This is a genomic window from Streptomyces parvulus (assembly GCF_014648855.1).
In the GTDB taxonomy this organism is placed as follows: Bacteria; Actinomycetota; Actinomycetes; order Streptomycetales; family Streptomycetaceae; genus Streptomyces; species Streptomyces parvulus.
In genome coordinates, this window is record NZ_BMRX01000021.1 from 1 (window position 1) to 14301 (window position 14301).

Annotated in this window: 13 protein-coding genes; 3 read left to right on the forward strand and 10 right to left on the reverse strand. The window is 71.7% G+C overall.

Translation table 11 applies throughout. The features are described from left to right. Positions 1-120: 120 nt before the first annotated feature. Positions 121-789, reverse strand: coding sequence for a response regulator (locus IE108_RS31805; RefSeq protein WP_064728652.1), 669 nt, complete (start codon positions 787-789; stop codon positions 121-123). Then, positions 786-2048: a sensor histidine kinase gene (locus IE108_RS31810; protein WP_064728651.1), complete on the reverse strand. Its 1263-nt coding sequence runs from the start codon at positions 2046-2048 to the stop codon at positions 786-788. Before IE108_RS31810 ends, IE108_RS31805 begins: the two co-directional genes overlap by 4 nt. A gap of 94 nt (positions 2049-2142) precedes the next feature. Between IE108_RS31810 and IE108_RS31815 the strand changes: the two genes are divergently transcribed. Next, on the forward strand, positions 2143-2703 hold the full coding sequence (locus tag IE108_RS31815; protein ID WP_229852563.1) for a GNAT family N-acetyltransferase: 561 nt from the start codon (positions 2143-2145) through the stop codon (positions 2701-2703). Positions 2704-2732: 29 nt separating this feature from the next. Here the strand turns inward: IE108_RS31815 and IE108_RS31820 are convergent, their stop codons facing one another. The 6 genes from IE108_RS31820 to IE108_RS31845 form a co-directional block, all read right to left on the reverse strand. After that, a complete protein-coding gene (locus tag IE108_RS31820) occupies positions 2733-4256 on the reverse strand; it encodes a type IV secretory system conjugative DNA transfer family protein (protein ID WP_064728650.1) in 1524 nt (507 codons plus the stop codon). A 20-nt stretch (positions 4257-4276) separates the two neighbouring features. Further along, positions 4277-5689, reverse strand: coding sequence for an ATP-binding protein (locus IE108_RS31825; protein WP_064728649.1), 1413 nt, complete (start codon positions 5687-5689; stop codon positions 4277-4279). Between the two features lie 12 nt (positions 5690-5701). After that, positions 5702-7261 (reverse strand): SCO6880 family protein, encoded by a 1560-nt coding sequence (locus IE108_RS31830; protein ID WP_064728648.1) that lies wholly within the window; start codon positions 7259-7261, stop codon positions 5702-5704. Continuing rightward, on the reverse strand, positions 7258-8595 hold the full coding sequence (locus tag IE108_RS31835; protein WP_064728647.1) for a hypothetical protein: 1338 nt from the start codon (positions 8593-8595) through the stop codon (positions 7258-7260). The genes IE108_RS31830 and IE108_RS31835 overlap by 4 nt, the downstream gene beginning before the upstream one ends. Further along, entirely contained in the window at positions 8585-9391 is an 807-nt protein-coding gene (locus IE108_RS31840; RefSeq protein ID WP_064728646.1) for a hypothetical protein, read from the reverse strand. Before IE108_RS31840 ends, IE108_RS31835 begins: the two co-directional genes overlap by 11 nt. Before the next feature lie 165 nt (positions 9392-9556). After that, positions 9557-9865 carry a DUF8827 family protein gene (locus IE108_RS31845; RefSeq protein WP_055417641.1) on the reverse strand — a complete coding sequence of 103 codons (309 nt, stop codon included), beginning with the start codon at positions 9863-9865 and terminating at the stop codon, positions 9557-9559. Positions 9866-10283: 418 nt separating this feature from the next. On the opposite strand from IE108_RS31845, the gene IE108_RS31850 reads away from it, so the two are divergent. After that, complete coding sequence (locus tag IE108_RS31850) at positions 10284-11288, forward strand: C40 family peptidase (protein ID WP_229852565.1); 1005 nt, start codon at positions 10284-10286, stop codon at positions 11286-11288. A gap of 206 nt (positions 11289-11494) precedes the next feature. Next, the gene (locus tag IE108_RS31855) at positions 11495-12205 is read left to right on the forward strand and encodes a phosphatase PAP2 family protein (protein ID WP_064728645.1); all 711 of its coding nucleotides are present in this window, start codon (positions 11495-11497) and stop codon (positions 12203-12205) included. 21 nt (positions 12206-12226) lie between these two features. On the opposite strand, the gene IE108_RS31860 is transcribed toward IE108_RS31855, so the two are convergent. Together IE108_RS31860 and IE108_RS31865 are read right to left on the reverse strand one after the other, a co-directional pair. Then, positions 12227-13813, reverse strand: coding sequence for an FAD-binding oxidoreductase (locus IE108_RS31860; protein WP_064728644.1), 1587 nt, complete (start codon positions 13811-13813; stop codon positions 12227-12229). Between the two features lie 310 nt (positions 13814-14123). Further along, entirely contained in the window at positions 14124-14291 is a 168-nt protein-coding gene (locus tag IE108_RS31865) for a hypothetical protein (RefSeq protein ID WP_189397811.1), read from the reverse strand. Positions 14292-14301 lie beyond the last annotated feature (10 nt).

Below are 14301 nucleotides of genomic sequence, written 5' to 3' on the forward strand. Positions count from 1 at the left end.
ACAGCGCCGATGGTACTGCAGGGGGGACCCTGTGGGAGAGTAGGACGCCGCCGAACAATTATTGCGTAGAAAGCCCCGCACCGGGAACGGTGCGGGGCTTTCTTGCGTTTAGGGGCGCATTTATGACGGCCTCACCAATTGGGTGTCGTAGGCCAGGATCACCGCCTGCACGCGGTCGCGTGAGCCCGTCTTGGACAGGATGCGGCCGACATGGGTCTTCACCGTCGACTCGGCGAGGTGCAGGCGTTCCGCTATCTCCGTGTTGGTCCAGCCCTGGCCCAGGACGCGCAGGATCTCGGTCTCGCGGTCGGTGAGGGACGTCAGCCGCGGGTCGAGGGCGTCGTCGGGTTCGGTCGCCGTGTGCGGCAGGTGGTGGACGTACGCGTCGAGCAGGCGGCGGGTGAGGCCGGGGGCGACCACCGCGTCGCCCGAGGCGACCGACCGGATGCCGGCCAGCAGCTCCTCGGGCTGGGCGTCCTTGACGAGGAAGCCGGAGGCACCGGCGCGCAGGCCCGCGTAGGCGTACTCGTCGAGGTCGAAGGTGGTGAGGATGAGGATCCTGGTGCGGCCGCCGGTCGCGACGATGCGGCGGGTGGCCTCGATGCCGTCCAGGCCGGGCATGCGGACGTCCATGAGGACGACGTCGGGGTGGAGTTCGGCCGCCAGGCGGACGGCCTCGGCACCGCCCGGCGCCTCACCCACGACCGTCATGTCGTCCTGGCTCTCCAGGAGCATGCGGAAGCCGAAGCGCTGGAGGGGCTGGTCGTCGGCGATGAGGACGGTGGTCACTGCGGGGATTCCTCCGGTAGGTGCAGATGGACGCGCCAGCCCAGGTCGGGATGCGGGCGCGGGCCGGCTTCGAGTGTGCCGCCGTACAGGGACGTCCGCTCGCGCATTCCGGGCAGGCCGCGGCCGCCGGGACGGGCGGGGGGCGGGCTGGACCGGGCGGTGTCGGTGACGGTGAGGGTCACGGCGCCGCCGGCCTCGTGCGAGAGGTCGACGTGTGCGGTGGCGCCGGGGCCGGCGTGCTTGAGGGTGTTGGTGAGGGCTTCCTGGATGACGCGGTAGAGGGTGAGCTGGCGGCCCTCGGGCAGGGTGGTGCCGCCCTTGACGGTCGCGGCGACGGGGAGGCCGGCCCTGCGGACGCCGTCGAGGAGCCGGTCGAGGTCGGTGAGGGCGGGCTGCGGGGCGAGGTCTGCGGCCGGCGGGCCGTCCTGGTCGTCGTCGCGCAGGACGTCCAGCAGGCGGCGGAGTTCGGCCAGGGCCTGCCGGCTGGTGGTGCCGATCGCGTCGAGCGCCTGGGCGGCCCGCTCGGGGGACTTGGCGGCGGCGTACCGGCCGCCGTCGGCGAGGCCCGTGATGACGGACAGGTTGTGGCCGATGATGTCGTGCATCTCGCGGGCTATGCGGGCGCGTTCGGCGGCGGCGGCGAGCCGGACCTGCTGGTCGCGCTCGGTCTCCAGGCGGTGGGCGCGTTCCTCCAGTACCTCGGTGTGGTCGCGCCGGGTGCGGACGGTGACCGCGATCAGGGCGACGACACCGACGGACAGCAGGACCGAACCGATCTGCTGGGTCCAGGAGCCCCCTTCACCGTGCCGGACCGCGCTGACGACCGCGGGGGTGGTCAGCAGGGCGGTCACCCACCACAGGGAGCGCAGCGGCCCGCGCAGGGTGAGGTGGAAGACGAGGACCAGTTGGAGGTGGGACACCTGGAGGGCGGCGCCCGTCCAGGCGTTCACCAGGGCGAACGGAACCGTGACGAGGAGCGCGGCCAGGGGGTGGCGGCGCCGCGGCAGCAGGGGGACGGTGAGGCCGAGGCTGAGGGCCAGCACCAGGACGACCGGCACGTCGAGGTCGTGGGCGGTGCTGCGCCAGCCGCCGCTGACCAGGTCGATCAGGGCCGCGGCGACCCAGAAGGCGGTGAAGTGCAGGTCCCACACGAGCGGGCGGCGGCGGTCGAAGGCGCGCAGGGCCCGGGTGACGCGCTGGACGTGCTCGGTGAGGGGTTCGGCCGCCCGGTCCTCGGGGGCGCTCTTCACGGGCTCCATCCGACCATGGTCGCGGGCGGCGGGCCGGTGCGCGTCCGTCCGGGGGCCGTATATCGGGTGAGAGGTCTGGTACCCGGGTACTACGGTGACCGCCATGAGTGCCTCGGTCCCCGGTGACTACGTGATCCGTTCCCTACGCGCCGACGAGTGGCCCGCCGTCAAGGAGCTGCGCCTGCGCGCGCTGCGGGATCCGCTGGCGCACCTCGCCTACCTGGACACGTACGACGAGGCCGTGGCGCGGCCGGACTCCTTCTGGCGGGAGCGGGCGGCCCGGAGCGCCGAGGGTGCGTCGGGGGCTCGGCAGTTCGTCGCGGAGGGGCCGGGCGGGCTGTGGCTGGGCACGTTGACCGTGCTGGTGGAGGAGGCCGGGTCGGAGGACTGGGCCGGGTTCCCCGTGGAGCGGCGTCAGGGACACGTCGTGGGCGTGTTCGTGCGGCCGGAGTGGCGGGGCAGCGGGCTGTCCAAGGCGCTGTTCGCCGCGGGCCTGGAGTGGGCGTGGGCGAGCGGTCTGGAGCGGGTGCGGCTCATCGTGCACCCGGACAACGCGCGGGCGCAGGGCGCGTACCTGAAGGCCGGGTTCGTGCCGAGTGGCCAGACGGTGCCCCTGGCGGGTGGCCCCGGTGACCACGAGCTGGAGTTCGTGGCGGAGCGCTGAGGGGCCGCCGGGCGGGGCAACGGCAGGGTCTAGACCGGGAGTTCGTCGTGGGGCCAGCGGGCGCGGCCCTGTTCGCGGGAGCGGAGCAGGGCCAGGGTCGGCATGCCACGGTCCGCGCCTTGGGCCAGCAGGTCCGGGAGCTGGGGGAGCGGGGCCACGGCGGCGACGTCGTCCAGGACGAGGGTCGTTGGTGGGTCGAGGCGACCGGAGGATGACCGTTCGGCCATGCGCCGGCCGCGCTCGACCACGCTGGAGACGAGCGCCGTCAGCAGCGGCATCGCGCCGGGGCTCGTACGAGGGTCCTCGATGGATTCCCCCACCACGTAAAGGGTGCCCTGTTCGTGGACGAAGGAATCCAAGGCGAGGGCATCAGTTCGGTTGGGAGTGCACGCTTCCCGGATGTTGACCGTGGAGAGGGCGGCGAGGGCCCTGCTGGTCAGCTGCTGGGCCATGTCCCGGCGTTCGGGGTGGGCGGTGAGGGCGGCCTCCAGTTCGCCCGCCGCGCCGGCCGCCGCCTTGGGGTGGGTGCGCAGGACGCGTACGGCGTCCTGGACCTGGAGTCCCTGGGACCAGCGGTGGACGTGCCGGACGGTGCGGCCGTCGATGGCGGCGGCGTGGAGGTAGCTGCGCAGCAGGAGTTCGGCGGTGTCGCTGACGGCCTGGTCGAGCCGGGAGGTGGGGCGGACGGGGGCGAGGAGCGCGGCCGCCCTGGTGGTGGCGGTCGGTCCGTCCTCGCAGCCCGCGGTGGGGGACCAGTGGAGGCGGGCGGGGGTGTCGCAGAGGTGGGCGGGGTCGTAGAGGTGGACCGGGCCCAGCTTGGCGCGGGCGTCCTTCGTGTCGGACCAGAGGGCCGGGTTGGAGGTGACGACGAGGGCCGCGCCGTCCGCGTCGCGCAGGGCCTGTGCCGCGGTGGCGTGGCGGGTGGCCGGCGGGCCGTAGTGCACGGCGCCTTCGGCGCGGTGGGTCTCCCAGCCGGCCACCGGCTTGGCCTCGGCCACGGGGGTGACGGGCTGTGCCTCCGGGACGGACGGCTGCTGCTCCGCCGCTCTGGGGACGGGTACCTCGTGCACCGGCTCCCGCACGGGCTCGGGCTCGGGCTCGCGCACGGGCTGCGGCTCCCGCGCGGGCTGTGGCTCCCGCATGGGCTGCGGCTCCCGCACGGGCTCGGCCGCCGCCTGCGCCCGCCGCCGCTGCCGTACCGCCCGCCACCGGGCCACCGTGCCCATGACGAAGACCGCGAGGACGATCAGCACCAGCAGCTGGCCGATGAACAGGCCCCAGAACAGGCCGTACCCGGAGAGGGCGCCCGGTGGGGCGTCGGGCCAGGCGGCGGGGATGTCGTGGGGCTCGGAGACCAGCTCGCGCATGGCCAGCGGGGTGCCGGTGAAGGTCACGCCCGAGGGCCAGGCGCCGTGCGTGAAGAGGGCGGCCAGGCCGGTCGCCGTCCACACCAGCAGGGTCATGCCGAGGAGGAAGGCGAGTAAACCGACCAGCAGGCCGTCCGGGATGCCGCCCTGGGCGGGCCGCTGGTCGCGGTGGTCGTCCGGTCTCATGCGTCCGGTCCTCCCCGTTCCTACGCCACCGTCGATTCGGACGAGTCGCCGATGTGCTGCTCCATGAAGGCCGCCGCCCTCTCCTCCGCCTCCAGCTCCGCGGCGCGCAGTGCGTCGTCGCCGAGGTCCGCGGAGGACTCGGTCATCGCGCGGTCGGTGAAGACCAGGGGGCGCTCGGTCTCGGTGATCAGGTGCTTGACCACCTGGACGTTGCCGTTGACGTCCCACACCGCGATGCCCGGAGTGAGGGTCGGGATGATCTCCACGGCCCAGCGTGGCAGGCCGAGGACGCGTCCCGTGGCCCGTGCCTCGTCGGCCTTCTGGGCGTAGATGGTCCGGGTGGAGGCCATCTTTAGGATGGCCGCGGCCTCTCTGGCGGCCGCGCCGTCGACGACGTCCGACAGGTGGTGCACCACCGCGACGAACGACAGGCCGAGCCGGCGGCCGAACTTGAGCAGCCGTTGGAACAGCTGGGCCACGAAGGGGCTGTTGATGATGTGCCAGGCCTCCTCGACCAGGAAGATGCGCTTCTTCCGGTCGGGGCGGATCCAGGTGTGCTCCAGCCAGACGCCGACGATGGCCATGAGGATCGGCATGGCGATGGAGTTGCGGTCGATGTGGGAGAGGTCGAAGACGATCAGCGGGGCGTCGAGGTCGATGCCGACGGTGGTCGGGCCGTCGAACATGCCGCGCAGGTCGCCGTCGACGAGGCGGTCGAGGACCAGCGCCACGTCCAGGCCCCAGGCCCGTACGTCGTCTATGGCGACGTTCATCGCCTCGGCGGACTCCGGCTCGGGGTGGCGGAGCCGCTCGACGATGTCGGTCAGGACCGGCTGGCGTTCGACGATGGTCTCGTTGACGTAGGCGTGCGCGACCTTGAGGGCGAAGCCGGAGCGCTCGTCGAGGCCGTGGCCCATGGCGACCTCGATGATCGTCCGCAGCAGCGCCAGCTGCCCCGTGGTCGTGATCGCCGGGTCGAGGGGGTTGAGCCGGATGCCGTGGTCCAGGGCGGCGGCCGGGTCCAGCCGGATGGGCGTTATGCCCAGCTCCTCGGCGATGAGGTTCCACTCGCCGACGCCGTCCTCGCCCTGTGCGTCCAGGACGACGACCTGGCGGTCGCGGAAGCGGAGCTGGCGCAGGACGTACGTCTTCTCCAGCGCCGACTTGCCGTTGCCGGACTCGCCGAGCACCAGCCAGTGCGGGGCGGGCAGTTGCTGGCCGTAGAGCTGGAAGGGGTCGTAGATGTAGCCCTTGCCGGAGTACACCTCGCGGCCGATGATCACGCCGGAGTCGCCGAGGCCGGGCGCGGCGGTGGGCAGGTAGACGGCCTGGGCCTGGCCCGTGGAGGTGCGGACGGGGAGGCGGGTCGTCTCCACCTTCCCGAAGAGGAAGGACGTGAAGGCCTCGGTGAGGACGGACAGCGGGTCCCGCATCTGGCTCAGCCCCTACCTTCGGATGCCGGTGGCGAACGGAAGTGTGTTCACGAAGGCGCGATGGTGCTCACGGTCGCACCACTCCAGTTTCAGGTACGACTTCCCGGCCGAGGCCCTTATCGTCCGCTTGTCGCGGGCGAGGGCCTCGGGGGTGCGGGAGGAGACGGTGATGTAGCCGACGAGGTTGACACCGGCCGCGCCGCTGGCGAGGTCCTCGCCGCGCTGGTCGAGGCGGCCGTGGGCGGCGATGTCGCGGGGGTCCACGGTCCGGTTCATCTTGGCGGCGCGGGACGCCTCGGCGTCGTCGTTGGTCTTCTCGGTCAGCATGCGCTCGATGGCGACCTCGGTGGGTTCGAGGTCCATGGTCACGGCGACCGTGCGGATGACGTCCGGGGTGTGGACGAGGAGCGGCGCGAGGAAGTTCACGCCGACCGGGGTCATCGGCCACTCCTTGATCCAGGCGGTGGCGTGGCACCAGGGGGCCCGGGTGGAGGACTCGCGGGTCTTGGCCTGGAGGTAGGTGGGCTCCATGGCGTCCAGCTCGGCCGGCCAGGCGTTGCGCTTGGTCATCGCCTGGATGTGGTCGATGGGGTGGTCCGGGTCGTACATGGCGTGTACGAGGGAGGCGAGGCGGCCCTGGCCGAGGGGCTGGCGTACGCGGATGTCGGCTTCCTGGAGGCGGGAGCAGATGTCGGTCAGCTCGCGGGCCATGACGACGGCGAGGCCGCCGTCGCGGTCCAGCTTGCGTCCACCCGCCGAGCGGGCGGCGCGGGCCATGGCGTTGGCCTCGGCGGCCAGGTCGCGGTTGTAGTGCATGCAGGCGATGAGGTACGCGCGGTGCTGCTCGCTGCTGGTGGACACCATCGACTGGAGCTGGTCGTACGACTGCTGGAGCCAGGGCAGGGCCTTGGCGTCGCCGCGCTGGGCGACGTCCTTGGCGTGCGCGTCGGGGTCGGCGGGCAGGGTGCGGGCCAGCATCTGGATGCGGGTGACGAAGCCGTCGCCGTTGGCCACGTGCTTGAGCAGGGTGCCGAAGCGGTCGACGAGGGCTTCCTGGTCCTCGGAGTCGCGCAGGCCGACGCCGGGGCCCTCGATCTCGATGGCGGCGGTGACGGTCTTGCGGTCGGCGTGCAGCAGTACGGCGATCTCGTCGGGCCCGAAAGGCGCCGCCAGCCAGCTGATGCGGCCGATGCCGGGCGGCGGGCCGACCTCGACCTCGCGGCCGTCGATGCGGGTGCCGGCCTCGACGGCGCCGGAGCGGTAGGTGGTGCCGTTGCGCAGCGTGCGCTTGAAGCTGCGGTTGATCTCGAACCACTTGTAGAACGTGCGGTGCTTGTACGGCACGTAGACGGCCGCCAGCGCGAGCATCGGGAAGCCGCAGAGCAGCACGATGCGCAGGGAGAGGACGGGGACGAGGAGCCCGCACATCATGCCGAGGAAGGCGCCCACGACGATCAGCGCGATCTCACCGGTCTCGCGGTTGCGGCCGACGATCGCGTTCGGCCGGGCGCGGCCGATCAGATACGTACGGCGGGGCGTGACCGGATGGGACACGTGGGACTCGGTCGTCAACGCCCGTCACCTCCTGTGCTCTTGCTGTTGCGGGTGTTGCTGGCGTGGGGCGTGTTCACCGGGCTGCCGGAGCGCGGTGCGGGTGCGGCGGAGGGGACATTTCCGCCGCCGCCGTTCGAGGGGCGCGAGCTGTGCGCGGCGACTCCGCCGGAGGCGGGGTTCGAGGGGCGGGCGGCGGAGGAGGACGAGGACTGGCCGCCGCCGTCGCCGTTGTTGCGGGCGCTGTGGGTCCTGATGCCCTGGGCGACGAGGTTCGCCGGGGAGCTGATCACCGCGGCGGCCTTGCCCTCCGCGCCCTGCATGATGCGGTTGTTGCGGCTGTTGGCGATCTCGTCGCCGAAGCCCGGGACGAAGCGGTAGATCATCGCCGAGGCGAAGATCGCCAGCAGGATGATGGCGAGGCCGGAGACGACGGCGGAGAAGGCGTCGGGGCCGTCGTCGGCGGACAGGGCGCCGGCCAGTCCGAGGACGATGACGACGACCGGCTTGACGAGGATCACGGCGATCATGATCCCGGCCCAGCGGCGGACGTGGCCCCACAGGTTCTTGTCGACCAGGCCGGCGTAGACGACGGTGCCGAGCAGGGCGCCGACGTAGAGCAGGGCGGCGCGGATGACGAGTTCCAGCCAGAGGACGCCGGCGGCGAGGATCGACACCAGGGAGACGACGATCAGCATGATCGGTCCGCCGCCGATGTCCTCGCCCTTCTCCAGGGCGCCGGAGAACGTGCCGAAGAAGGTGTCCGTCTGGTTGCCGGTGGTCTTGGCGAGGACGTCGGTGACGCCGTCGGTCGCGGACACGACGGTGTAGAGGATCAGCGGCGTGAACGCGGAGGCGAGGACGGTGAGCCAGAGGAACCCGATGGCCTCGGAGAGCGCGGTGGTGAGGGGGACGCCGCGCACCGCCCGCTTGGCGACGGCCAGCAGCCACAGGAGGAGCGTGAGGATGGTCGACGCCGCGAAGACGACGGCGTACTGCTGGAGGAACTTCGGGTTCGTGAAGTCGACGTTGGCGGTGTCCTGGACGGCGGCGCTGAGCTTGTCGACGGTCCAGGAGGCGGCGTTGGCGCAGCCCTTCGCGAGGGACGAGAGGGGGTCGAGGGTGGAGGTGATGCCGTTGCCGCCCCCACCGCCACCTCCGGTGGACCCGCCGCCTTCGCCTCGTTCGCAGTAGTCCTTGGCGGGGCCGCGGATGAGGTCGCAGGGGTCGTCACTCGCCGCGGGTGTGGGCGTGGGTGTGGGTGCGGCGACGGCCCGGGTGGCCAGCAGCACCGCAGAGGCCTGCACTGCGGTGAGAGCGGCCGCGACCTTGAGGAAGCGGTGGTTAGCGCGCATACGTGAACCCTCCGTACTCCTCGACGGCCTTCGTCATGTCGTCGGCGGTGGAGGCCCGCTGATCGCGCCCGACCGGCACCGGTCCGTCCTTCTGCTGGAAGTCGGTGACCTTCCAGTCGTTGTTCGTCCACGTCAGTTGGTACGTGGTGGTGTACCAGCTCTCGGTCACCGGGTTGGTCGAGGTGCCTCCGGAGAGCCCGAAGAGCGAGGTGTACCAGACTTCGACGGTGGCCTTGTCGGCGCTGGAAGCCGTGGTCTTGGTGCCGACCGGGATCACCCGCGAGACGAAGGTCTGCCCGGCCGGCGGTTTGCCGTTCTTGTCCAGGCCGATGTTCGCCAGGAACTTCTGGCTCGCGTACGCGCCGTCCAGATCCGCCTGCCGCGAGGCGGCCACGTCGGGTGCGTAGACGGTGTCGACGATCTCGTGGCGCCTGGCCTTGTCGAACATGCCGTCAGAACCCAGAGCCACCGCATAGTTCGCGGCAGCGCTCTGCGCTCCCTGTTCGTCGTGGGCGAAGCCCGACTGGACCGGCCGGGTGCCGGAGGGGGCCGTGGCCGAGGTTTTCGGGTTGCCGGCGGCCGCCTCGTCGTCCGGGGATGCGGAATCGTCTCCTCCACGGTTCGCGAAGGCGATCGCCGCGATGAGGAGGACGACGACGCCGACCACCGTGACCAGGCTCCGCGAGGACGAGCGGGCACCGCGCCGGGGCCCGCCGTCCGCGTCCGGGAGTCTGGTCCGTGTCTGACCGGTGCCGCCGTAACCGCCGGAGGACTGGTGGTCGTCTCCGAGACTCATGCCGCGTACGCCCCCTCGACGTCGTGCCTGCCGTAGAAGTACGACGGTAGCCGTGCTGGTTCCCGCGCGGGCGCGGTGTGGTGACTCGACATCAGGGAAACGCAACCTCAGCCGGTTGGCACGACGGGCGGGTGGGATGGGGGAGACGGGACCTCGCGTACCGGGCTACACGGCCATTCCGTACACGATGGTGAAGAGGGTGCCGAGCGAGCCGATGATGAACACGCCCGTCAGCCCGGCGATGATGAGGCCCTTGCCCTGCTCCGCGCTGAAGGTGTCACGCAGCGCGGTGGCGCCGATGCGCTGTTTGGCGGCGCCCCAGATGGCGATGCCGAGGCAGAGCAGAATGGCGACGGCCATCACCACCTCGATCATGATCTTGGCCTCGTTGCCCAGGCTGCCGAAGGGGCCCCAGTCCGGAGCGATCCCCCCGATGATGGTGTTGATGTCTCCCTCGTCGGCCGCAAAGAGCATGTAAGTCACCGCCCCTGTTGGGTAGTTCCGCGCCCTCTGCGGACGTGCAGAGGTCAGGCCTCATTGTCGCCGACAATGCCGCCGTCGTATGTCGACTTGGCGTCATTGATTGGCGGGTTTCGTACGAATAGCTTGCCACCGTCGTGCGCCGGGTGCTCAGGGAGGCGCGTGACGTCGTACGAAGTGACGTATCGTCACTCTGTGTATCACGGCAGGTCACGAGGGGCAACGATGTGTGAGCGAAACCTGCCGGGTGGTTCGGTCGTTAGACCCTTTCAGGCCGTCTTCCGGTTCCGGTGGCGGAATCTGACGGGGTGACCGGGTGAAGGGCCGTGTTGGTGTTCGTCCGGTGACGGTCACGGCGCCGGTGCCGCCCCTACACTGAGCCGGGCGGCGACTCCTGGACGGCGAGGGGCGGTTGACGGTGCGTAAGGCATGGATCGCGGGGGCCGTGGTCGTCGGGTCCGGGCTCTCCTTCGTGATGCTCCTCGTCGTGGGCGTCTACCTGGTCGCCGGCGACCTCGCGGGAGGCGGCGGAGGGACGAAGAAGCTCGCCAAGGGATCCGTGCCCGCGGCCTACCAGCCCCTCGTGCAGAAGTGGGGCAATCTCTGCCCCGCCATCAACCCGGCGCTGCTTGCGGCCCAGCTCTACCAGGAGAGCGGCTTCAACCCGAAGGCGCAGAGCCACGCGGCGGCGCAGGGCATAGCGCAGTTCATCCCCGGGACGTGGGCCACGCACGGCATCGACGGGGACGGTGACGGCGACCGGGACGTGTGGGACCCCAATGACGCGATTCCGTCGGCCGCCTCCTACGACTGCTCCCTCGCCTCGTACGTGAAGGACGTGCCCGGGAATCCGACCGAGAACATGCTGGCCTCCTACAACGCGGGGGCCTACGCGGTCATCAAGTACGGGGGTGTCCCGCCGTACAAGGAGACCCGGAACTACGTGAAGGTCATCACCACCCTGGAGAAGAGCTTCGCGGCGCCCCAGACGCGGGTGGACCCCTCCGAGCAGGCCGCCGGGGCCATCGCGTACGCGCAGAAGAAGCTCGGCACGCTCTACCTGTGGGGCGGGAACGGGACACCCGAGCAGGGCGGCCGGTTCGACTGCTCGGGGCTGACCAAGGCGGCGTACGAGAGTGTGGGCGTCAAGCTGCCGCGCGTGGCGAACGACCAGTACAACGCGGGGCCGCATCCGGCGCGGGACGAGCTGCTCCCGGGTGACCTGGTGTTCTTCTCGGACGACCTCACCAACTCCCGTGCCATCCGGCACGTCGGGATCTACGTCGGCGGCGGATACATGATCGACGCGCCGCGCACGGGTGCCGTGATCCGGTTCGACCCGATCGACACCCCCGACTACTTCGGGGCCACGCGGGTCACCGAGGATGGCGCGAAAGCGCTGCCCACCACGGTGTGAATGGGAGGGTTTGGACACAGCGTGAAACCCTGCCCTGAGCTGCGGCTTCGTGTTTCTCTTCGATAACGTCTGCGTGATCATTCAGTGGAACGTGGAACGTATCAACGGGGACCGTGCGTTCCTTTGCGTGTAGGTGACCACGGGGGTGGCGTAAGAGGCGCGCGCGATCGGCGCGCCGGAGGACATGACGAAGGGGCCGCAGCACCATGGCTGGACTCGCCGAATCCGGGTCGAACCCCGACGTCGAGCTGCTCTACGACATCAACGGCCTGGCCAAGGACGCGCCGCACTGGTTCGACCGGGTCATGGAGTTCGTGGGTGAGTACGGGCTGCTGTTCGCGATCGTGCTGCTCGTGCTGTGGTGCTGGTGGGGTGTGCGCCGGCGCGGCGGCGAGGACGCGGCCTCCAGCGTGGCCGCCCTGCTGTGGGCGCCGCTCGCGGCCGGGGTCGCGGTCCTGGTCAACGTGCCGATACGGGGCTTCGTGGAGCGGCCCCGGCCCTTCAAGACCCATGACGGGCTCGAGGTGCTCGTCGACGGCAAGAACGACTTCTCCTTCGTCAGCGACCACGCCACGCTCGTGATGGCGCTGGCCGTCGCCCTGTTCGTGGCCCACCGCAGGTTCGGCATCGCCGCGATCGTGCTCGCGCTGTTCGGCGGCTTCGCCCGGGTCTACATGGGCGTGCACTACCCGACCGACGTCGTGGGCGGCTTCGCCCTCGGTACGGCGGTCGCGCTGTTGCTCTCGCCCCTCGCCATGGCCCTGCTCACCCCGCTGACCCGCGCGATCGAGCGTTCACCGCGGGTGGGTTGGCTGGTCAGCGCGCGCGGCCCGGAGGGTGCGGCCGGGCGCGGGGCCGTGATCCCCGGGGCGCGCAAGGAGAGCGCCGAGGCGGGCGAGCGGGATCTCGCCGCCTAGAGGACGTACGCGGGCGCTTATCTATAGCGCCTGGGGGTTGTTGAAGACGCGGTACGGGTCGTACTGGTGCTTGAGTTTCGCCAGACGCGGGGCCGCGTCTCCGTAGTAGGCCTTCCGCCAGTCCGTCAGGGCCGGGTCCGTGTAGTTCTGGTAGGCGGCGCCCGAGGCGTACGGGCGCATCGACTTGTGGGCGGAGGCCAGCCAGGACTGGGCGTCGGTGCCGCTCGTGCCAGGGCGCCAGGAGACCAGGTACTGGGCCAGTGTCCGGGAGCGCCGGTGCACGAACGCCGTCGCCGTCGGCGAGACGCGGTTGACGGCGCCGCCGAGCGCGGTGAACGCGATGCTGCCGGCGCCGCCGCGCACCGAGGTGAGCGCGGCGAGCAGGGCGCGGACGCCGCCCGCGGGGATCGCGCGGTCGAAGAAGTCCGAGCGGGCCGCGTAGGTCTCGCGGCCGAGTCCGCCCTCCGGTGAGCGGCCGGGGGTGGAGCCCGGCAGGTGGCAGCGGGCGTCGGTGGAGAACGACGAGCAGCCGGCGTACATCTCCATCGACTCCTGGTAGGAACGGCGTCTGAGGAAGACGCTGCTCGCGGGGGCGCCGACGCGGTCGGCCAGGCGGTCGACGGCGTTCTGCAGTTCGCGGTGGGAGCCGAGGGAGAAGGCGGCGACCGAGACGGACGGGCTGCGGCCGGGGGCGGCGGCCAGGTGGAGGGACGACCAGATCTCGTCGGGCTGGCCCGGGCCCCACTCCTGCCAGGCGCGGACCACGGCGGCGGCCCGGCGCCAGGGCCAGGTCAGGTAGGCGGTCACGGCCTGGGGGGCCGGGTGGGTGCGGAAGCGGAACTCGGTGACGATGCCGAAGTTGCCGTTGCCGGCGCCGCGCAGGGCCCAGAACAGGTCCTTGTGCTCGTTCTTCGCGTCGGCGGTGATCTCCTTGCCGTCCGCGGTGATGAGGGTGGCGCGGATGAGGCTGTCGCAGGTCAGGCCGTAGGCGCGGGAGACGACGCCGTGGCCGCCGCCGAGGGTGAGGCCCGAGATGCCGACGGTCGGGCAGGAGCCGGCGGGGACGGTGACGCCCTTCGCGGAGAGGGCGCGGTAGACGTCGATGAGCTTGGCGCCGGCGCCGATGGTGGCCTCGCCGCCGCTCGCCCGGACGCGGTTGAGCTTGGAGACGTCGATGATCAGGCGGCCGTCGCCGGAGGACCAGCCCGCGTAGGAGTGGCCGCCGTTGCGGATCGCCACGGGGACGTGGTGGGCGCGGGCGTAGGCGAGGGCCGTGCGGATGTCGTCCGGGTGGGCGGCGTAGGCGACGGCGGTGGGTCTGAGGGTGTCGAAGCGGGTGTTGTAGAGGCGGTGGGCGGATTGCCAGGAGCGGTCGCCGGGGCGGATCAGGGGGCCGTCCAGGGATTCGGCCAGGGCCGACCAGGAGGTGGGGGTGGGGGTGCGGGTGGCGGTCGTGGAGGTGGACGTCGCGGTGTGGGTGAGGCGGGGGGTGGTCTCCGGGTTCTTCGCCGGGCCGGGGGCCGGGTCCGGGGTGGGTTTGCCTGTGCAGGCCGTTGTGGTGGTGAGGGCGGCGGCCGCTGTGCCGCCTAGGAATGTGCGCCGGTGCATGTCGCCTCCGCGTCCCGTGGGGGGTCTTGGGAGGAGACGGGGGTGCGGGGGTGCGGGTTCCATTGGGTGGGCCTGGTGGGTGGTGCGGGGTGCGGGGTGGGGCGGGGCAGGGCGGGGCGGGGCGGGGTGCGCTGAGGTCGGCTGTGGGGTGACCGGTGTTGCGGTGGGCCGGGGGTGGGTGTCGTGGCCCGGCGTTGCGGGGTGCCGCTGCGCCCACCCGTGCCGCCCCAGCGGCACGACTGCCCGCAGCTACGGGGGGGGGGGGGGCTTGCTGCGGCTTCGGTTGCCCTGGCGGTGCGATTGTTCGCAGCTACGAGGGGTGGGTCTCCGCGTCTGTGCGGGCCTGGCTTCTTGCTCTTCGGGCCGGGCCGCGCCAGCCGCAGGTGCAGCGGGCGAGGCAGAAGGGGCCCTGTTCGACCGTCGTCGTGAGGTGTTCCGGGGCGTCCCCGGGGACTTCGAGACCGTCCTGTTGCGCCACGCCCGCAACG